Origin of the sequence: Aeromonas sp. QDB39, from assembly GCF_027707585.1 — a bacterium.
Taxonomy (GTDB): domain Bacteria; phylum Pseudomonadota; class Gammaproteobacteria; order Enterobacterales; family Aeromonadaceae; genus Aeromonas; species Aeromonas hydrophila.
In genome coordinates this window covers 1-20,809 of record NZ_JAPCIV010000047.1, presented here as the reverse complement: position 1 = coordinate 20,809, position 20,809 = coordinate 1, and the positions used below count along the sequence as shown (strand labels likewise).

Here is a 20,809-nt window from a genome sequence, read left to right as displayed (position 1 = left end):
GGATGGCAATGGGCTAACCATAAACATCCCTGGCTTCAACTGCAAACCAGACAGGGAATGCGCTCACCCCCTTCCCGCCAGGCGTTGAGGTCGTGGATGACCTGATTGCTGCTGCCGCGCCAGAGCAGGCCGGGATCCGCCAGCCCCTTCTCGAACTTGCCATCCACCAGCACGTCCAGCAAGGCCACCAGCTCGCGCTGGGCCGGGCTGAGCTCGCCAAGCAGATAGCCGGTCCAGCACCAGATGTCCTTGCCGGGGCACTCGGCGCGCACCCGCCGCACCAGCGCCAGCACCTGAGGCACGTTGGCGGGGTGGAGTGGATCGCCGCCGGAGAGCGACAGTCCGCGCCGCTTGATGCGCGTGTCGTTGAGATCCGCGATGACGCGATCGCTCATCGCCTCGTCAAACGGCTTGCCGCCGTCTAGCCGCCAGGTGCTCTGGTTGTAGCAGCCGGGGCACTGATGTTCGCAGCCCGAGACGAACAGGGTGGCGCGGGTGCCGGGGCCGTTGATCACATCGACCGGGTAGTATTGGTGGTAGTGCATCGCTTGTTTCCTGCCTCCTTCATGGGTGTGCAAACGGTCGCCACCCCATGAAAATGGCCCCTTGCAACAGGGGCCAGCGCTTCATCGTTACCGCACTTACATATGTTTGACGCGGCGCTTCACCTCTTCCTGCTTGCCCGCATTGAAGGGGCGCGCATCCGGGCTGCCGAGGTAACCGCAGACGCGGCGGGTCACCGACACCTTGGCCGGGTCGTGGTTGCCGCAACGCGGGCAGGTGAAGCCCTTGGAGGTGCACTCGAACTCACCGGTGAAGCCGCAGTCGTAGCACTCGTCGATGGGGGTGTTGGTTCCGTAGTAGGGCACCTTGTCATAGCTGTAGTCCCAGACGTTCTCCAGCGCTTCCAGATTGTGCTGGATGTTGGGGTACTCGCCGTAGCAGATGAAGCCGCCACTGGCGATGGGCGGATAGGGCGCCTCGAAGTCCAGCTTGTCGTACGGGTTGACCTGCTTCTCCACGTCGAGGTGGAAGCTGTTGGTGTAGTAGCCCTTGTCGGTCACCCCCGCCACCACGCCAAACTCCTTGGCGTCGATGCGGCAGAAGCGGGAGCAGAGGTTCTCGCTCGGGGTGGAGTAGAGGCTGAAACCGTAGCCGGTCTCCTCCTTCCACTCGTCGGTGGCCGCCTTGAGGCGCGCAATGATGGCGATGGCCTTCTGCTGCAGTTCGGCGCTGTCAAACAGGTGCACCTGGTCGCCAAACAGGGCGTTGATGGTCTCGTGTACCCCGATGTAGCCAAGCGAAATGGAGGCGCGACCGTGCTTGAAGATCTCGCTGACGTTGTCGTCCGCCTTCAGGCGTACCCCGCAGGCCCCTTCCATGTAGAGGATGGGCGCGACCCGGGCCTTGACCCCGTCGAGGCGCTTGATGCGGTACATCAGTGCGGTCTTGGCTACCCGCAAGGCGGCGTCCAGCTTGTCCCAGAAATCCGCTTCATCGCGGGATTTCAGGGCGATGCGCGGCAGGTTGAGGCTCACCACACCTAAGTTGTTGCGCCCTTCGTGGACCAGCTCGCCGTGCTCCTCGTAGGCACCGAGGAAGGAGCGGCAGCCCATGGGAGTCTTGAAGGAGCCGGTCACCTTGACCACCTGGTCGTAGTTGAGGATGTCCGGGTACATCCGCTTGGAGGCGCACTCCAGCGCCAGCTGCTTGATGTCGTAGTTGGGATCACCCTGTTTGTGGTTGAGGCCATCCTTGATGGCGAACACCAGTTTCGGGAACACGGCGGTCTTCTTGTTCTTGCCAAGGCCGGCGATGCGGTTGCTCAAGATGGCGCGCTGGATCAGGCGTGACTGCCAGCTGTCGCCGAGGCCAAAGCCGAAGGTGACGAACGGGGTCTGACCATTGGCGGTGTGCAGGGTGTTGACCTCGTACTCCAGTGACTGGAAGGCGTCGTAACACTCCTTCTCGGTGCGGGCCATGGCGTAGGCATCCACATCGCTGATGCCCCACTCCAGCGCCACTTCCCGGTGCTTCTCCCAGCTGATGGTCACATAGGGGGCCAGCACTTCGTCGATGCGGTTGATGGTGGTGCCGCCATAGATGTGGCTCGCCACCTGGGCGATGATCTGGGCCGTGACCGCGGTGGCGGTGCTGATGGACTTGGGAGTGTCGATCTCCGCGTTGCCCATCTTGAAGCCGTGGGTCAGCATCCCCTTCAGGTCGATCAACATGCAGTTGAACATGGGGAAGAAGGGGGAGTAGTCGAGATCGTGGAAGTGCAGATCGCCGCTCTCGTGGGCCTGTACCACATCGCGGGGCAGCATGTGGCTGGTGGCGTAGTGCTTGGCAACGATGCCCGCCAGCAGGTCACGCTGGGTCGGGATCACCTTGGAATCCTTGTTGGCGTTCTCGTTGAGCAGGGCCGCGTTGGTCTGCTCCACCAGGCCGCGGATCTCCTGAGCCAGCCGGCCGCGCGCCTCGCGGGCCTGATCCCGGTCGTGACGGTATTCGATGTAGGCACGGGCGATGGCCTTGTCGTCGGAGGCCATCAGGTGGTTCTCGACCCGGTTCTGGATCTCGTGGATGTCCACTTCCCCTCGTCCTTCCAGCTCCTGGGTGACGGCGGCGGCAATGCGCTCGGCCAGCGCCGGACTGGCCTGATTGACCGCTTCTGCCGCTCGGCCCACCGCCTCGGCAATCAGCTGGGCATTGAATGGTGCGCGACATCCATCACGTTTGATCACAACCGGTTTCATGGATTTTCCCCGTTAAAAAGGCCAGGCTCTCGCCCTCGGCTTACCCTTGTTTGGCCCCCTTCTCCACGCCTCGTCCTCGGCGCAAATAAATTCAGCCGAGGCTTGACAAGCCAGGGCTGACGATGAGAAGGGAACAGCTTGTACACAGCTTAATAACACAACATATAGGGATTAAAAACGAATGCAGCCCTATATGTGGTGTCTATTAGGCACCAAAGCGTGACCGTATTTCTTGATCCAGAACAGGTTTTGAGGCGAGTGGCGCAGTTCCCGACCAGTCACAAACGGCCCCATACAAGACCCAATTCAAGCCTGATGCGGGCTGGCGCCCGATACCGGCCAGAGGGAAAAAGATTTCCCTTCCGACAGTAATTGACCGGGACAGGTTTGCACCAAGATGGACATAATGAATGACAACTCCTCTTGTTCGATGGGAAGCGACATGACCAACCCGCTATTGCTGCTACTGCTGCTGTGTGCCCTCCCGTTGCGGTTGTGGGCGGCCGAAATTCTGGTGATCAGCAGCTACCACCCCGAATACCTGTGGGATCAGAGCTACAACGCCAGCCTGGCCGCCAACCTCAAGGGCGACCACCACATCAGCCACTTCTACATGGATACCAAACGCCGCCCCGCCGAGGAGTTTGATCAGATAGCCGAGCAGGCGCTCGCCTACTATCGTCAGGTGAAACCGGATCTGGTGGTGCTCGGTGATGACAACGCCATCAACTACCTGGCCAGCGACATCGCCTCCCTCGGCACCCCGGTAGTGTTTCTCGGCATGAACGAGAACCCGCGCCACAAGGGGCTGGTCGGCCACCCCAAGATCACCGGCGTGCTGGAGCGCCCCCTGCTCAAACGCAACATCAGCGAGATGAGCCAGCTGATGGGGGGGATCAAGAAGGCACTGGTGCTGTTTGACTCGAGCAACGTGGCGCTCACCGCCATCGAGGATGAATTCAAGACCCAGACCGAGCTGCGGGTCGGCCAAACCCGGGTCAACAGCCAGCTCATTGGTGACTACAGCCTGTGGCAGGAGGCCGTGCTCAATGCCAAGCAGAGTGGTTATGAAGCCATCTTCATCGGCCTCTACCACACCCTCAGCGACGAACAGGGCCGCCATGTGGATGAAAACAGGTTGCTGGAGTGGACCAGCGCCCACAGCCCGGTCCCGCTGTTCTGTTTCTGGGAATTTTCGGTGGGCAAGGGCAAGGCCATCGGTGGCCTGGTGCTGGATGGCCGTGATCAGGGGGCCAAGGCGGCCGAGCTGGTCAACGCCATCCTGGCGGGTGCCCAGCCCAAAACCCTGGCACCGCGCGCCGCCCTGCGTGGCGAGTATGTGTTCAGCAAGAGCGAGCTGGCCCGCTGGCAGCTCACCCTGCCCGACAAGTGGCGCTACAAGATCCTCTGGCGCGATTGAGCGCTGATCAGCGCCCCCATAACAAAGAACCCGGCCATGCCGGGTTCTTTGTTTCTCTTTCTGCGTGAGCGACTCAGCCCTGCAACGCCTGTTGCAGCTCCTCTTCACTCCAGACCGTGATGCCGAGCTCCTGGGCCTTGACCAGCTTGGAGCCTGCCGCCTCCCCCGCTACCAGCACATCGGTCTTGGCCGACACCGAGCCCGCCACCTTGGCCCCCAGCGCCTGCAGCGCCGCCTTGGCGTCGTTGCGCGACAAGGTGGTGAGGGTACCGGTCAGCACGAAGGTCTTGCCGGCAAAGGGTTGCTCCGCGGCCTCTTTCTTCTCGATGGCCGGCCAGTGGATACCGGCGGCCAGCAGGGCCTCCAGCACCTCGATGTTGTGAGGCTGGCGCAGGAAGTAGTAGACGTGCTTGGCCACTATGTCCCCCACGTCGGCCACTTCCAGCAACTGCTCCACCGAGGCGGCGCGCAGGGCATCCAGGGTGAGGAAGTGGTTGGCGAGGTTCAAGGCGGTCGCCTCCCCCACTTCGCGGATCCCCAGCGCAAACAGGAAGCGGGGCAGCGTGGTGCTGCGGGCCGCATCGATGGCCGCCACCAGATTGAGAGCCGACTTTTGCCCCATCCGCTCGAGCCCGGCCAGCTGGATGGCGTTGAGGCTGAACAAGTCTGCCGGCGTCTTCACCAGCCCCTTGTCCACCAGTTGCTCCACTATCTTGTCGCCAAGGCCGTCCACGTCCATGGCACGGCGGGCGGCGAAGTGCTTGATCGCCTCCTTGCGCTGCGCCTCGCAGAACAGGCCGCCGGAGCAGCGGGTCACCGCCTCTCCCTCCAGCCGCTCCACCGCCGAACCGCACACCGGGCACTCGGTCGGGAACAGGATCGCGCGGGCATCCGCCGGGCGCTGCGCCTCCACCACCGCCACTATCTGCGGGATCACGTCCCCGGCCCGGCGCACGATCACGGTGTCGCCGATCATCACACCGAGGCGCTCAATCTCGTCGGCATTGTGCAGGGTGGCGTTGGAGACGGTGACGCCGCCGACGAACACAGGTTTGAGCTTGGCCACCGGGGTCACGGCGCCGGTGCGGCCGACCTGGAACTCGACGTTCTCAAGCTCCGTCATCTCCTCCTGGGCCGGGAACTTGTGGGCGGTAGCCCAGCGCGGGGCGCGGGCCACAAAGCCCAGCTCCTCCTGCAGAGGGATGGCATCCACCTTGTAGACCACGCCGTCAATCTCGTAGGGGAGCTCGCCGCGGCGCACCAGGATGTCGTCGTGGAACGCCTGGCAACCAGCGGCCCCCTCTTTGAGCTTCACTTCGGGGCTGAGCGGCAGCCCCCACTCTTTGAGCTGATTGAGGCGACCGAAGTGAGAGCCACCGAGCTGCTCGCCGCCCACCCCCACGCCATAGGCGTAGAAGGCCAGCGGGCGGCTGGCGGTGATGCGCGAGTCGAGCTGACGCAGGCTGCCGGCAGCGGCATTGCGCGGGTTGACGAACACCTTCTCGCCAGCGGCCAGCGCCTTGGCGTTCATCGCCTCGAACCCCGCCTTGGGCATGAACACCTCGCCACGCACCTCCAGCCTGGCCGGCCAGCCCTCGCCGCGCAGGGACAAGGGAATGGCCTTGATGGTGCGCACGTTCTCGGTGATCTCCTCACCCGTGGTGCCATCGCCCCGGGTGGCGGCCTGCACCAGCTGGCCATCCACATAGAGCAGGCTCACCGCCAGACCGTCCAGCTTGGGCTCGCAGCAGAAGGTAAAGCTCACCTCCCGCTTGAGGCGATCGCGCATGCGCTGCTCGAAGGCCTGCAACTCCTCGCCGCTGAACACGTTGTCCAGGCTCAGCATGGGGATCTCGTGGCGCACCTGTTTGAAGGCGGTCAGCGGCTGGCCGCCCACCCGTACGCTCGGCGAGGCCGGCGTCTTCAGCTCGGGGTGTTCGGCTTCCAGCGCGATCAGCTCGCGCATCAGCCGATCGTATTCGGCGTCCGGCACCGTGGGGTTGTCCAGCACATAGTACTGATGACCGTACTCGATCAGCAGCTCACACAGTTGACGGTGGCGGGAGAGGATATCGCTCATGAAAAAGTCTCGAAGTGTGATGGAAAAACCGGCTAGCGGACCAATAAAAATGCGGCACCTGGGTACCGCACTTTTTATTCATTCGACCCGCATGGCGTATTAGTCGCGACTGGCCTCGTAGGCGGCCAGCTCATGCCGGTAACGGGCGATGGTTTCGTCGCTCAGCGGGCTGCGATCCATATCCGTCAGCATGGCATCGAGATCGCTGGCCAGCTGATCGGCGGCCTGCAGCATGTCCTCGAAGGCAAACGCAGCGTTGCTGCGCAACGGCAGCTGCATGAAGAGCGACACGCCCGGGGTGGCGAACTGCTCCATCCGGTACGGGTTGAAGGTGCCCGGCTTGACCATGTTGATCATGGAGAAGAGCACTTCTCCCTTGCCGTTCGGATCTTCATGGCGGTGGAAAATATCCATCTCGCCAAACTTGAAGCCCAGCGCCAGCAGGGAAGAGAGCAGGGTGGCCCCTTGCAGATCGTGACCCGGACGGCCCATCAGGTTGATGACATAGACATCCTGCCAGATCTTCTCGACCGGCGCGGCACGTACCGGCTCTTCATAGACGGGCTCCTCGTAGGCAGGCTCGGGGGCTGCATGACGGGGCTGCGCCTGGTATTCGGGAGCGGCGACCGGCGCCGGCTCGCGGGCACCGAAAGTGGGTGCGGTCGCGTAGGCGGGCTCGACCAGCGGCTCTTCGTCCAGCGGTTGCAGCAGCGGCTCGCGCTGGGGACGGGAACGGTGGACCGGGGTACGGCGAATGACCTGGGCGGGCTTGCGCACCGGCGCGGCAGGCACTTCCTCGACGGCAGCGGCAACCGGCTCCTCGAACTCCTCCTCGTCTTCTTCATAGACGGGGGGTGGCGGCACGGGGCGGGCGGCAGGCTTGCGTACCACGGGCGGCGGCAGATCGGCATCGTCATCTTCATCATCGAAGGCGGGCGCAGGCGCACGACGGCTGACTTCCGGCTGGCGGGGCTCATCATGGTGGAGTTTGGGCTCGGCACGACGGCCACCGCTGACCACTCGCACCTGACCGATGCCATCGCTGTCGAAGGCGTCGTTGTCACGATCCCGTGATTTGGATTCCATCCGGCCCAGAGGTTTCTCTTTGATCGGTGCCTGACGATTCTTTCTGTTGCTCCACAACCCGTGAATGAGCAATGCCGCGATGGCAATACCGCCCAGGGCAACCAAGATGTAACGCAATTCCTGCATTAGCTGCTTCTCTTTCTAGTTTTGCTCAGCCAAAGCGACGGCTTCACCGATATCGACCGACACTATGCGCGAAACCCCGGGCTCTTGCATCGTGACGCCAACCAGCTGCTCAGCCATCTCCATGGAGACCTTATTATGACTGATGTAAACGAACTGTACTGTGCTCGACATCTCTTTGACAAGAGAACAGAAGCGACCGACGTTCACTTCATCGAGCGGTGCATCCACCTCATCCAGCAGACAAAATGGTGCTGGGTTGAGTCTGAAGATGGCAAAAACCAGCGCAAGTGCGGTTAACGCCTTCTCCCCCCCGGAAAGCAGGGCAATGGTAGCATTCTTCTTACCCGGAGGTCTCGCCATGATGCTCACTCCGGCCTCCAAAAGATCATCGGAGGTGAGCTCAAGCCAGGCACTGCCCCCCCCGAACACTTTCGGAAAGAGGGATTTTAAATCTTCGTTGACCTTATCGAAAGTATCCCGGAACCGTATTTGTGTCTCTTTATCAATTCTTTTAATGGCTTGGCTCAAGGTTTCCAGCGCCTGCTCCAGATCCTGGCACTGGTTTTCCAGGTAGCTTGAGCGGGTTTTCGCCTCTTCATACTCCTCGAGGGCCGCCAGGTTGATGGCGCCAAGTGCCTCCACCTGTGCCTCCAGCGTCTGGATCTCCTGGCGCAGCTTGCCGCGATCGGCGGCGATGAGCCGCGCCTGATCGAGATCCACCAGCCGCACGCCGAGCTCCTCGAACTGTTCGTGCAGCCCTTGGCGCCGGGTCAGGTTGCGCTCCCGCTCCAACCGCAACTGGGCCAGCTTCTCCTGAATGTGCACCAGCTGCTTGTGATCGGCGCTTCTGGCCTGCTCCAGCTCGGTCAGCTGACGCTCCAGCTCCGCAAGCCGCTGATGACAGGCGAGCTGCTGCGCCTCAAGATTGCGCTGCTCGGCCAGCAGGGGCGACAGATCCTGACCCGGCGCAGCCCCCGGCTCCTTGAGCTCGGCCAGCTCCAGCCCGAGGCGGGCCAGCTCCTGTTCGCGCAGGGCGATGAGCTGGCGCAGGTTCTGCTGCTCCAGTTGCAGCCGCTGGCAGGCGGCCTGCTGCTGCTCCCGGCGCAGGCGCGCCTCCTCCAGCGCCCGCTCCGCCCCGCTCGCCTGCTCCTGGGCGAGCAGCAGCGCCTCGGCAAGCGCCTCGCCCTGCTCCTGCAGCTCGCCAAGAGCCGCCTCACCTTGCTCAAGCCGCTCCCCGGCCGACGCCAGCCGCTCGGCCTCCTCGGCCTGTTCTTGCGCCAGTCGAGCCAGCTCTTCCCCCAGCTGGCCGAGGCGCTGCAACCGCTCCTGCCGTTGCCCCTCGCGCAGGCTCCAGGCTTCGCGCAGTTGCTGCCACTGCTGCTCCTGCTCGCGCAGGGTACCCTGAGCCAGTTCATGGGCGCCGTGCAGCTGGGCCCGCGTCGCATCGGCGGCGGCAAGCTGCTCATCGAGCCGGCGCAGCGCCTCCCGGCCTGCGACCTGCTCGGTGTGCAACCGCTCACGCTCGCCGAGCAGCGCCAGGGTACCGAGGGCCATGCCCTCCCCCAGATCCGCCCAGTTGGGACCAAACCAGTCGCCAGCAGGAGTGAGCAGCGACTCACCGGCCGCCAGGCTCGGCTGGCGGGTCAATGCCGCCTCCCGGCCCTCCACCAGCCAGATGGCATTGAGGAAGGAAGGGATGTGCTCGCCGCCCAGCTGCGCCGCCAGGGTACCGGCAACCGCCGGCTGGGCCGGGCCGATCCAGAGCCCGGATTGCGTCAGATTGCACTCATCCGCCGGGGTGGCGGTGAGCCAGCGGCCGAGCACCTTGTCCAGCCCTCGGGCCCACTCGGGGGGCACCTGCAGCCGATCCGCCAGGGTGGCGCCCGCCATCTGCTCCCCCAGGATCTGATCCAGGGTGGCGAGGCGAGCCTCCAGCTCGCGCAGCAAGCCCTGCTGGTGACCCTGCTCTGTCTTGAGTGCTTCGTGGCGGGCCACGGCGGCCTGCCACACCGCTTCGGACTCCTCATGGCGGGCGCGGGAGAGCGCGAGCTCCGCCGCCAGCGCATCGAGCGCCGGTTGCAGGTTCTCCCCTTCCCCGCCGAGGGGCCCGGCCTGTTCATCTTCCAGCTTGAAACGGGCCAGCCGGGTCTTGGCCTGCAGCTCCTGCAGACCGTTCACCTCGGCGCGAGTCTGGTTGAGCCGCCCCTGTAACTGGCCCAGCTGCTGCTGCCACTGCTGCTGGCGCTGGCGCGCCTGCTCGAGCCGCTCGGCTGCCGCCGCGCGTACGCTCTGCTGGTCGGTAAGCAACTGCTCACACTGCTCCAGACGCGCCGACGCGACCTCGCCCTGCAACGTGCTTTCGCTCAGCTGTTCCAGCTGGCCGGCCAGCTGGACCTTGAGCCCCTCGATACGCTCGCCGAGGGCTTGTCGCCTCGCCTGCCAGTCGCGGCCAAGCTCGCTCTGGTGCAGTTGCTGCTGCTCGAGGCGGGCGATCGCCTGCCCACCGAGAAAAATCTGTTGCTGGCGGCTGGCCTGCTCGGCCTGCGCCTCCTGGCGTGCCACCGACAGGGTGACGTGACGCCCTTCGCCCTCGGTGCGCTTGGCATCGAGTGCCGCCAGTGCCTGTTCGGCCTGGGCCAGCTCGGTTTTGGCCTCGCCGAGGCGTGTCTCCAGCGCCCACAGTTCCGAGCCGATCAGTTCGGCGCGGGCGGCGCGCGAACGGCTCTTGAGCTGCTTGTAGCGCTCGGCGGTCTCGGCCTGGGCCTTGAGATGCTCGAGGCGCGAGCCCAGTTCACCGCGGATGTCGCCAAGGCGCTCCAGGTTCTCCTGGGTATGACGGATACGCTGCTCGGTCTCGCGGCGCCGCTCCTTGTAGCGGGAAACCCCGGCAGCCTCTTCCATGAACAGCTTGAGATCGGCGGGGCGGGACTCCACCAGCCGGCTGACGGTGCCCTGTTCGATGATGGCGTAGCTGCGCGGCCCAAGGCCGGTGCCGAGGAAGAGGTCGGTCACGTCCTTGCGGCGGCACTTCTGGCCGTTGATCTGGTAGTGGTTGGAGCCGTCGCGCAGCACTTCGCGGCGCACCGAGATCTCGGTAAAGCGGCCGAACTCGCCGGGCACCCGGTTGTGGGGATTGTCGAACACCAGCTCCACCGAGGCGCGGCCGTGGGCGCTGCGGTTGACGGAGCCGTTGAAGATGACGTCGGTCATGTTTTCGCCGCGCAGATGGCGGGCGGAGCTCTCCCCCAGCACCCAGCGTACGGCGTCGATGACGTTGGATTTACCGCAGCCGTTGGGGCCCACCACGGCGGTCATGTCGGCGTTGAGCTCGATGCGGGTCGGCTCGACAAACGACTTGAAACCGGCGAGTTTGATCAATTTCAGACGCATGGCGGCCTATGTGGGTAACGAAATAAAGAGGAGGCGGGCAGGCGACTTTACCAAATCAAAAGCTTGTTTGTAATATGCAGGCAGTTTCCCATGAACAGATGGAGCTCAGATGAGCCACTCACCCCGTATGGTAAAAGACTCGATCAGCGGCGCAGACTACTTCCTGCGCGGCTTCTCGCTCATTCGCCAGCCCGGCATCCGCACCTTCGTGCTGATCCCCCTGCTGGTCAACTTCGTGCTGTTTGCCGGGGCCTTCTACGCCCTGCTGCTGCAGCTGGACGGCCTGTTCGGCTGGCTACACCAGCAGATCCCGAGCTGGCTCGACTGGCTGGACTATCTGCTCTGGCCCATCGCCCTCATCACCATCCTGGTGGTCTTCTCCTTCCTGTTCAGCTCGGTGGCCAACTGGATAGCGGCCCCCTTCAACGGCCTGCTGGCAGAGAAGGTGGAACAGGCCCTCACCGGCGAGACTGTCAGCGATACCGGCATGCTCGACATCGTCAAGGACGTGCCGCGTACCTTCGGCCGCGAGTGGACCAAGCTCAAATACTACCTGCCCAAGGCCATCGGCTGCCTGATCCTGTTCCTCATTCCGGTGGTGGGCCAGACCCTGGCACCGGTGCTCTGGTTCCTGTTCAGCGCCTGGATGATGGCGATCCAGTACGTCGACTATCCGTTCGACAACCACAAGATCGACTTCATCACCATGCGCGATGCCCTCAAGCAGCGGCGCGGCAAGTGCCTGAGCTTCGGCGCCCTGGTCACCCTCTTCTCCGCCATCCCGGTGGTGAACCTGTTCGTGATGCCGGTGGCCATCTGCGGCGCCACCGCCATGTGGGTCGATCACTACCGCGCCGAACAGCTCAGACGCTGAGCCGGTTGGTGGTGACAACGGGGCTCCCTTGGGAGCCCCGTTTCATTTTTGCATTATAAAAAATAATGCATAGCCTTCATTGCTTGTCCCCTATAGCGCGAGTTGATAGGATGCGGGGCTTTCTCGCACCCTGGGATATCTCATGTTACATGCACTCTTCTTGCTGGGCCTGGTGGCCGAAGGGATGACAGGCGCGCTGGCCGCGGGCCGGCGACGGATGGATCTGTTTGGCGTGGTGATCATCGCATCGGCGACCGCCATCGGGGGCGGCACCATTCGCGACGTGCTGCTGGGCCATTACCCCCTGCTCTGGGTCGAACACCCGGAGTATGTGCTGCTGGTCGCCGGCGCGGCCATGGCCGGCGTCATCTCGGCGCCGCTGATGCGCTACCTTGGCAAGCTGTTCATGGCGCTCGATGCCCTGGGGCTGGTGGTCTTCTCCATCTTCGGCGCGGCAAGGGCGCTGGAGATGGGCCACGGCGCCGGGATCGCCTGCATCATGGCGGTGGTGACAGGGGCCTTCGGCGGCGTGCTCAGAGACCTGCTCTGCCAGCGCATTCCGCTGGTGTTTCGCCGCGAGCTCTATGCCGCCATCTCGCTGGTGACGGCCGCCATCTACTGCCTTGCGCTCGATCAGGGCCTGCCCAACGACTGGGCCGCCTTCGGCGCCATCGGCATCGGTTTCGTGCTGCGCCTCCTGGCGGTGCGCTTCAAGTGGGGGCTGCCTACCTTCCACTACCAGTACGCCACGCACTGAGCGCGCCAGCTTCTGGCAAGCCGGTACGGATTGCAGCCAACAAAAAAGCGCCGGTCAGTTATCTATAGTGCAGTAAAGTATGTATTTTGTGTGTTAAGGCAAAGAAATTTGCCTTTTTGTTGCGCATTTTCATATCAGTTACTATAGTGTATTTCATGTACTTTGTGTATGTGAGACAAAATCATGGCTGTCGTTAGTGTTCGTGCAACCGTTGTCGAAGACAACACTGGTATCAAAAGCGAGATGCCTATCCTGTTGACTGAACAAGGTGAGTTGGGTGCCGTTACTGACTACTTGCTAAAGATGGAGGCAGACGGCAATAGCATTTCAATGATGAAGGGGTTTATTAGGGCGGTTACTCTCCTTTTAAACTACATGGAAGCAAATCACAGTCTATTCAACGATCCTAAAATTCTGTTCCAAACGTTCGCCAAGCGCCTTTATACGGGCACCATCGGTGAAGATGGGCTTGATCCTTCTGGCCTGTACTGGGTGCCCACAACAAGGGAGAACGCCAATAAACATGTTTCCAGATTAACAGCATTCACTAGCTGGCTCGCAAACAAGCAAGGCACGGTGAGCATGAATCCGCTGCGAGAGGCAACCCCGCACGAACAGCGCCTGAACTATGCGGCGTGGTTTCGAAAAAATCAAAACGACTTTCTGGGTCATATTGAAGATAAAAGTATCAACAAGACCGCTCGTATGGCCCGCACTATCAAAGGGCGTACCCCCCTCGCCAAAACCGACGATGACGCAATTTCCTTTCCAGAAATGCATTGGGAAAAGTTTTTTTTGGAAGGAGTTGGCAGCGCAAAAGATCCTCGTGTAGCACTGAGAGATAAGCTTGTACTGCTATTGATGCACGGTGGCGGTTTACGAGAAAGCGAGGCGCTGACGCTTTGGGTAACAGATGTATTCGAAGATACTTACAACCATGACTCAGCAACTGTTCGTATCTACAACGAGGTTGAAGGTAAAGCGCCTTATGAGTGGAAAAGTCGCAGTGGCTCACAAACCAGGGAAGCTTATTTAAAAGAACAGTATGCTCGTATTCCTCGGATCAAGATGAGCCGCACGGCTCACATCGGCTGGAAATGTCGAGTAATTGACCATAAAGATAAATACATTCAAGTACAGTGGTTTCCTGCTGATTATGGCAAGGTTTTTATGACACTGTGGAAGGTTTACTTGAATTACCGCGCCAGCATTGAGTGCCACCATCCCTATGCGTTTATCTCATTTCACCCAAAATCAATGGGTAATCCCTATACCATTAATGCTTTTCACCAAAACTATGCGTCTGCCCTGAAACGGATTGGATTAGCACCGAACAAAGCCGAAGGGCTTGACCCACATGGTCACAGGCACAGCTACGGCAGGCGATTAAGACGCTCAGGCTTAAACCCGATGATTATTCGTCGCTGTATGCACCACCAATCCCTCGAATCTCAAATCGTCTATACAGGTGAGGGGCAGCAAGAAATTTCTGACGAACTCAATAAAGCCACGCTTCAATTAGCCAATCCTGAGTCCAAAGTAAAGGCATTGGACTGGCAAACATTGACTGAGCACGGATTTAATGATATCGATCCCCAAAAATATTTTACGGGTAAACATCCAAAGCTCGGGAGGAAATAATGGGGAGACAGAAAGGTAAAAAAAATGACGGGCGAAAAAGCAATCTAACCTTTAGCTGGATGCTCGACACGCTTGGCCCTGAGTGGCAACAATGGCAAGCATTCGCAGCAGAATGGATGAGTAAACAAAACACAAGTATTTCTGATAAACAGAAATCACTTACACGTTTTTTTGAGTCCTACCTATTAATTTGTGCGCCTTATGCAATTGATGTAAATCTATTTTTCAAGGGACATAACGGCCATCATTGTTCGACAGAAGAGTTGCAAGTAATAGTAAGCAAAACTGTTAAATCAACTCCTGAATTAACAAGATCGATTAATCATTCATGTAATTTTATCGATTTTATCATTGAACACCATTTTTCCAAACTGGATGATAATGGCGCTCTGCAACCTTTGTTCAACAATCCATTAAGTAAGATAAAAAAATCCGCTGACCTAACGGAAACCGTGCGCAATCCATTACCGTACCGATACATTCAGGATCTGCGACAAATTCTTTGTCCACTCCCCAATAAAATGGAACTCGCGACAATCAAGCAACAGCTTGATGAAGATGATAGCTTGCTACCTGCCTATCATTACCGCCATTTTAAAGACTGGGTGTGGGCGCAACAGCAATCAGGAGAGAATGAACGAGGAGGAAGCGGTGATTGGTTTGATGTCGGGCCGGATTTGATTGACAGGCATGACCCTGATTGTGTGTGGAAGCACAAGACGATAACGCGCAATGGCAAACAAATGACCATTTTTCAACTCTGGTCGCCCGTCAGAGCGATGGCAATATATGTAAAGTTACAACTACCGCTGCGCACCTATCAGGTGCGGATGATCGATAGCGGTGAGGCCGATACATGGCGCTATCAGCAGGGACAATGGCAACAAAACAATAAACACAACTTTTCAATGGGATCTGATGGCCGCCCTTTTGGAAAAGGTGTTTTTAAGCGAATTCACGATAGCATGACGGGTCTATATTCCACCGGATTGTACATCAACACCAATAAAACCGCTGATCAAAACAAAGAAGAAATACAACGCGGCTATACCATCCCTTGGCAGCACGAGGAGGTATTATATTGGCTGGAAAAGTTGCGCAATTGGCAGGAGAAATACAATCCAATTGAGAAGCCAACAAGTTGTACCACACTGCTGGCTAAACATACAAGAGATCTTAAATCTAGCACTCAACTAGAACAAATGGGTGATATATGTTTTTTATTTCGTGACGCTGCGGCCAGCAACAATGAGGATAAGGTCAAGCCGATATCCGATGCGCCATTATTCCCCTTCTGGTATCAGCTTCTACTCACACTTGAAAATAGCCTTGCTGCGCAAAGCAACACACTGGATAACGGTGAGCGATTGAAGTTCGTTGTTGATTATCCAGAGGGTACGCAAAAAAGTGGTAAGACCGTTACTTTATTTTCTCTGCACAGTTTGCGCGTGTCGCTCATTACCTCTTATGTAATGGATACACATCTACCTCTACCTGTTATTTCCAAATTGTTAGCTGGTCACACCCGTTTGTTGATGACTATCTACTACACCAAAATAACGCCATCTGTGATGGCAACAAAAATGGATGAGGCTCATGCGCAACTAGACTCTAGCTCTGAGCAATCGGTGCGCAACTTTCTCAAAGATGCTTCCATGAGCCAAATCCAGTGCAAAATGGTGTACAACGATACGGCCAGTATTGAAGCTGCATTGGACAAGCGCGTGCCCATTGGATGGGAAAATCGGGCAACAGGGCTTTGTCTGGTCGGTGGCAACACGGCTAATGCTGATCATGTGGGTACATTAGGTGGCTGCTGGAACGGTGGCAATATCATTAGAGACTCAGCGAATGCATCATTTCGGATTCACGGCCCTGTGCCACACGGTGCTGAAAATTGCATCCGTTGTCGCTGGTTTATCACAGAGGCACGTTACCTGCCTGCACTCAATGCCCAATTTAACCAATTAAGCTACCATGCACACCAAGCGGCGAACCTATCGGTTGAAATTGAAGGTGAACTGGAAGCACTTAAAGACCAACAGTTTGGCTGCGAAGCGGATGGCCTACCGTTTACGAAACACAATGAATTGCAAGTGCTTCAACGCCGTTACGAAAAACAGCAGGTAGAAGCAGATGAATACGCTAAAGACTGGATCGCCTGTTTTGAGTTGATCCACAAGATCATCCGTATTGAAGAGACTCGCGGTGATGATAAGAATGATAAAATAATCGCTGTAGGGTCAGAGCAAGATGTCAGCTACGCACTGAAATTCATCGAAACAGATTCTGAGTTATTGCACCTGTCGTTGCTTTGCGATGATGCTGAATTCTACCCTGATTTACAGGATACATTGCGCAAAACACCAGCGATTGAAAAACGCTCACGCCAGTTGAATCGGATCTTGATGAGAAAAGGTTTAGATCCCATCTTCATGGAAATGGACGAAAAGCAGCAACTCATTGCTGCGAATGCAATGCTACGTCACATGGCAAAAATCGCCGACCCTGACAATAAGATGGAAGGTTATCGCAAGGTTTCCAACTACCTTGAGATGGCTGAATATCTGCAAGACAACAAATTATTAGATGCTGGGATCACTGCACTTACCGATAAAGTATTTCCATTTATCACTATCAAGCAACCTACATTGTTGGAGGGATGATGGAGATCAACGTTGATAGTATTCTGCAAGGTTTAAAAGACGGGAAATCGACTCGAACCCAGCAATCCCTTGAGACCCTTAATGGTATTTTACAGCACTATGTAGAGAGCGGTCAGCGCGATTTCTCGGTCGTGCAAATTGGACGTATCTCTGCGGCTAAAGATGGCCCTGGCTATGAGGCAATACGGGCGACTCGCAACCAGCACTATCGTGATCTCATTAATGCGTGGGCACAAAAGTGCAACACCAGCATGAAAAAGCCGTTAGCACCCTATTCACGTTCCCGTGAAGTGCCGACTGACATGAAATTACTAGAGCGAATTTCAGATCCGGCGGTACGGGCCTTGTTTGGGCAAATTATTGCTGAACGCAACCGCTATCTTAAAGAAGTCAATCTGCTTAAACAGCATGCCAATATTACCATAGATAAGCGTCCTGTCAGGCAATTTGACAGCAGCACTGAGCCTGGGGTGGTACTCATTCCCTCGGTATCGAGCTTGCTCATCGAGTCTGAGAGAAAGGCGCTGGCCTACGCTATTTCTGATGAATGTATGACCCAGCACAATTGGCAATACACAAAGATGGGCCAAGTTAAAGATGTAGAACTCGGCACTGAAATCTTCCCTCGCGGATTTGTGACTGGTATTCGTAAGTTGCTGGGTGAGGTTGATAGCAATGGCTAACGGTCAACAAAAAGCACAGCAAAATGCGGCGGCATTTCAAGCGTGGTCGGCCACCCAATCGGAAGATGATTTCAAGCAAATCATTTTTCAAGGGCAGCTAAATCGAGGCGAAATTGCCAAGGCAGTTGGCTGTGGCAAGTCGGCGTTAAGCCAAAATCCTGAGCTGCGTAAACACCTAAAATCGCTGGAAGACAGTCTGAGGGAAAAAGGAGTCCTCCCACCATTAACAGCCCAGGCCAAAGCCAGTACCGATAGCCCTAAGGTGTATGATCCTACCGCTCATCGACGCCAACTAGATTCCAAACGGGTATCGACATTGGAGCAGGAAAACATTGAGCTGAAAGCCAAGGTGAACGAACTCCAGCGAAGGTTGGAGCGTTATGGCGAGTTGTCAGAGACCCTTGCCGAAATGGGGTTCATGCCTCGATGACACAGACCGATTTCTCCGAACAGATCCGTGTGACCAGTGTTCCCTATCACTCAGCCAGCGTGGTGATATTCACGGGTATTCCGCTAAACCCAAACTCCTACAAGAGAAATAGCGGCAAATACTACGTCACCATCAAGACCTCCGTAGACGCACTGCCTGTCCAGCCGATGGTAGGTCAACACTGGGTTGTTACAGGGGCAAGGTTTGTCGAGACTAAGTGCGTTGGTGATCATGTTATGCAGCAGCATACCTACGAGTCGCCAACCCATATCGCATGCAGCTTGCCTGAAACGGGTGAGCAACTGATCACCTTTATTGCGAAAGAAAAAGACTTCAAAGGTATTGGTGAGAGTAAAGCCCGAGCGTTGTGGCAACTGCTGGGCGAGCACTTTCACTCAACCCTGATGTCAGACACAGAAGCATCACGAAAACGCCTCAGGGAGGTTCTGAGCGACGAATCCATTGATGCCCTGTTTCAGGGTTACGCCAAATACAAGAACTTGAGTCATTGCAACTGGATGTCGGAGCACAGAATACCCTCGTCCATTCAGCAGCGATTGCTGCGATTTCATGACGAAAAATCGATTGAAGCTATCAGGGTTAACCCCTACCTGCTGATCGGCTTTGGGATGGATTTTAAAGCACTGGATATCCTTGCTCAAACGCAGTTTGAGGTAGATCGAAAAGACGCCAGACGGTTGAGTGCAGCCCTCGAATCTGCCATTCATCAAGAGGTGGCAAAGGGCCATACCTACACGACTCACGCCAAGCTTCGCCCACTCTTGAACAAGCTACTTGGCGATAATGAACTGGCTGCACAGGCATTTAAAGCGGGTTACAACCAAGCGCAATACGTCCTAAATCCGGCGACAGGCACCTATCATCCAACTGCGCAATTGCTGATGGAATCTGTTGTTGCCAAGAGATTGCTGAGGCTGGCAAAGCAGCAAAATCTGTACGACGAACGCACCAATGCTGCGTTTCTCACGGCGGTTAATGAGCTGCCCTATGAGTTGACCGAGAAACAGAGTGAAGCGGTGCTCACCGTGTTGGACAACGCTGTTAGCTGCATTACCGGAGGAGCAGGGACAGGCAAAACCACAGTCCTCAGGACAGCATTGAGAGCCTATCGCCAAATGGGATTTGAGATCCATGCAGTTGCGCTGTCAGGGCGAGCAGCGATGCGATTGCATGAGTCAATCGGCTATCCGACGATGACCATCGCGGCACTATTGCGAAACGAGCCTATAGAGCCTTCCAGGGAGCAGCCCAACCATCTGTTGGTGATTGATGAAGCCTCAATGCTCGATCTGCCCACTATGTACCGACTGGTCAATCACCTGCATCCCCATGTGCGGATCTTGCTGACTGGTGATCCAGACCAGCTCCCCCCAATCGGCTGTGGCAAGGTGCTGGCCGATATCGTGTCTTCACATGCGATTTCGAATACGACCCTGGATATCGTTAAACGCCAGAAAGGAGCCACGGGCATTCCCGAATATTCGAGGCTGGTCAATCTGGGTGCTGTGCCTGAGCAGTTGAGTCAGGGTAACGTCCATTTTCACGAAACACCCAAAGACAGGATTGCCCAAGTCTGTGCTGAGCTGTATCAGCAGTCGCCGGAGAATAGCCGAGTTGTTGGGGCAACCAAAGCTATGGTGGAGGAGATCAACACGCTTATCCAAGATGCTGTCAATCCTGCTGGCAGCCGAATGATGTTTGAGATGCATGGTGAGACCTACTGCCGTAACGATTTGCGACAAGGTGATGTGATTTTGTTCACTCAGAATAATTACGAAAAGGGCATCCAAAATGGTTCGCTCGGAAAGCTCACGAGCGCTGTCGGAACCGGAGATGACTACGGAGTGGTTGAACTGGATACAGGCGAGAGCGTGTATGTAACGCAATCTCTGCTCGACTGTATGAGGTTGGGCTACTGCATCACTCTCCATAAAGCGCAGGGCTCCCAGTTCCCGCGCATCATCGTTGCGCTGCAAAGGGGGCGAATTGTAGATAGGGCATGGCTCTATACAGCGATAACCAGAGCCGAATACGAGGTGCATATTGTAGGCAGCGCTGCTGAGTTTGAAGCAATCACAAGAGCACCCAGCAATGTTCATAACCGAAACAGTTACTTGCTGGAGCTATTAAAAACAAGAGTGGATCTATAACCTTGGGGAGCGACTACTGGTACAAACGAAATAAATTGTGCGTCAACGCGAAGCGTTGTCCACATTTTATTCCGTGCTCTTGCGAAGCAAGATGTGCCTGTAGTTGAGCGACCTTTAAATTCGCGGGCATAAAAATGCACGAGGCAGTGATAGTCACTGATAGTTCAAATGGGATACAGATCACAATAGAGATGTCACAAGTCAGCATGGCTGAGGGGCATAGGTAATCAGGAGCACATAATCTCACTAATATCTTCACTTTCTACACGATAGATGAGCTAATGAGTGGGTACTATGATGACACCTTTTACATAAGGAACCACCATGAACGAGAGTGAAATTTTAATAGTCATTGTTGGTGTTATATTTGTTCCTATATGTTTTATGTTATTGTGCATTATGCCAAATGCTAAAAACTGTAATTCATGTGGTATACATTTATCAATGCATAGGCACAATTCTTTTTTTCTGAAAAACAAAAACTCAGAAAGGTTTGAAGTCTGCAAGCAATGCTATAAAGCAGGCTGTTTTCAGCGAAAACCTATCAATGATGACACCAGAATCACGCTAGATAAGGAATTATCAAAAACCACATCAATATCAAGTGTAATGGAAAGTTCATCAACAACTGTTGTTTTACCTAGGCAAAGGGTAATCCCCCCGAAAAACCAGGGTGCTCATAAGTAGAATTTTCCCGTACCTTGAACGCAGGAGGTTCTACATGAA

Annotated in this window: 14 protein-coding genes; 9 read left to right on the top strand and 5 right to left on the bottom strand. The window is 57.0% G+C overall.

All coding sequences use genetic code 11. The features are described from left to right. Positions 1-35: 35 nt before the first annotated feature. Positions 36-545 carry an anaerobic ribonucleoside-triphosphate reductase-activating protein gene (nrdG, locus tag PG899_RS21010; protein ID WP_077096223.1) on the bottom strand — a complete coding sequence of 170 codons (510 nt, stop codon included), beginning with the start codon at positions 543-545 and terminating at the stop codon, positions 36-38. 96 nt (positions 546-641) lie between these two features. Then, positions 642-2,759 (bottom strand): anaerobic ribonucleoside-triphosphate reductase, encoded by a 2,118-nt coding sequence (nrdD, locus tag PG899_RS21005; protein WP_016349909.1) that lies wholly within the window; start codon positions 2,757-2,759, stop codon positions 642-644. A 442-nt stretch (positions 2,760-3,201) separates the two neighbouring features. On the opposite strand from nrdD, the gene PG899_RS21000 reads away from it, so the two are divergent. Beyond that, entirely contained in the window at positions 3,202-4,179 is a 978-nt protein-coding gene (locus PG899_RS21000; protein WP_011705146.1) for an ABC transporter substrate-binding protein, read from the top strand. Positions 4,180-4,252: 73 nt separating this feature from the next. On the opposite strand, the gene ligA is transcribed toward PG899_RS21000, so the two are convergent. The 3 genes from ligA to PG899_RS20985 form a co-directional block, all read right to left on the bottom strand. After that, a complete protein-coding gene (ligA, locus tag PG899_RS20995) occupies positions 4,253-6,259 on the bottom strand; it encodes an NAD-dependent DNA ligase LigA (protein WP_077096224.1) in 2,007 nt (668 codons plus the stop codon). 99 nt (positions 6,260-6,358) lie between these two features. Beyond that, the gene (zipA, locus tag PG899_RS20990; RefSeq protein ID WP_011705144.1) at positions 6,359-7,471 is read right to left on the bottom strand and encodes a cell division protein ZipA; all 1,113 of its coding nucleotides are present in this window, start codon (positions 7,469-7,471) and stop codon (positions 6,359-6,361) included. Between the two features lie 15 nt (positions 7,472-7,486). Next, positions 7,487-10,861 carry an AAA family ATPase gene (locus tag PG899_RS20985; RefSeq protein WP_077096225.1) on the bottom strand — a complete coding sequence of 1,125 codons (3,375 nt, stop codon included), beginning with the start codon at positions 10,859-10,861 and terminating at the stop codon, positions 7,487-7,489. 109 nt (positions 10,862-10,970) lie between these two features. Between PG899_RS20985 and cysZ the strand changes: the two genes are divergently transcribed. The 8 genes from cysZ to PG899_RS20945 all read left to right on the top strand — a co-directional run bounded on the left by cysZ (position 10,971) and on the right by PG899_RS20945 (position 20,770). After that, positions 10,971-11,735 carry a sulfate transporter CysZ gene (cysZ, locus tag PG899_RS20980; RefSeq protein WP_011705142.1) on the top strand — a complete coding sequence of 255 codons (765 nt, stop codon included), beginning with the start codon at positions 10,971-10,973 and terminating at the stop codon, positions 11,733-11,735. A gap of 142 nt (positions 11,736-11,877) precedes the next feature. Then, the gene (locus PG899_RS20975) at positions 11,878-12,492 is read left to right on the top strand and encodes a trimeric intracellular cation channel family protein (RefSeq protein WP_011705141.1); all 615 of its coding nucleotides are present in this window, start codon (positions 11,878-11,880) and stop codon (positions 12,490-12,492) included. A 183-nt stretch (positions 12,493-12,675) separates the two neighbouring features. Continuing rightward, the gene (gmtY, locus tag PG899_RS20970; RefSeq protein WP_270697619.1) at positions 12,676-14,133 is read left to right on the top strand and encodes a gamma-mobile-trio recombinase GmtY; all 1,458 of its coding nucleotides are present in this window, start codon (positions 12,676-12,678) and stop codon (positions 14,131-14,133) included. Continuing rightward, the gene (gene gmtZ, locus PG899_RS20965; protein WP_270697618.1) at positions 14,133-16,799 is read left to right on the top strand and encodes a gamma-mobile-trio integrase GmtZ; all 2,667 of its coding nucleotides are present in this window, start codon (positions 14,133-14,135) and stop codon (positions 16,797-16,799) included. Before gmtY ends, gmtZ begins: the two co-directional genes overlap by 1 nt. Beyond that, complete coding sequence (gene gmtX, locus PG899_RS20960; RefSeq protein WP_270697617.1) at positions 16,799-17,482, top strand: gamma-mobile-trio protein GmtX; 684 nt, start codon at positions 16,799-16,801, stop codon at positions 17,480-17,482. The genes gmtZ and gmtX overlap by 1 nt, the downstream gene beginning before the upstream one ends. Further along, positions 17,475-17,912, top strand: coding sequence for a VPA1267 family protein (locus tag PG899_RS20955; protein ID WP_052815699.1), 438 nt, complete (start codon positions 17,475-17,477; stop codon positions 17,910-17,912). Before gmtX ends, PG899_RS20955 begins: the two co-directional genes overlap by 8 nt. Continuing rightward, a complete protein-coding gene (locus PG899_RS20950; RefSeq protein WP_270697616.1) occupies positions 17,909-20,083 on the top strand; it encodes an AAA family ATPase in 2,175 nt (724 codons plus the stop codon). The genes PG899_RS20955 and PG899_RS20950 overlap by 4 nt, the downstream gene beginning before the upstream one ends. 324 nt (positions 20,084-20,407) lie before the next feature. After that, positions 20,408-20,770: a zinc ribbon domain-containing protein gene (locus PG899_RS20945; protein WP_270697615.1), complete on the top strand. Its 363-nt coding sequence runs from the start codon at positions 20,408-20,410 to the stop codon at positions 20,768-20,770. The last annotated feature ends 39 nt before the right edge of the window (positions 20,771-20,809 follow it).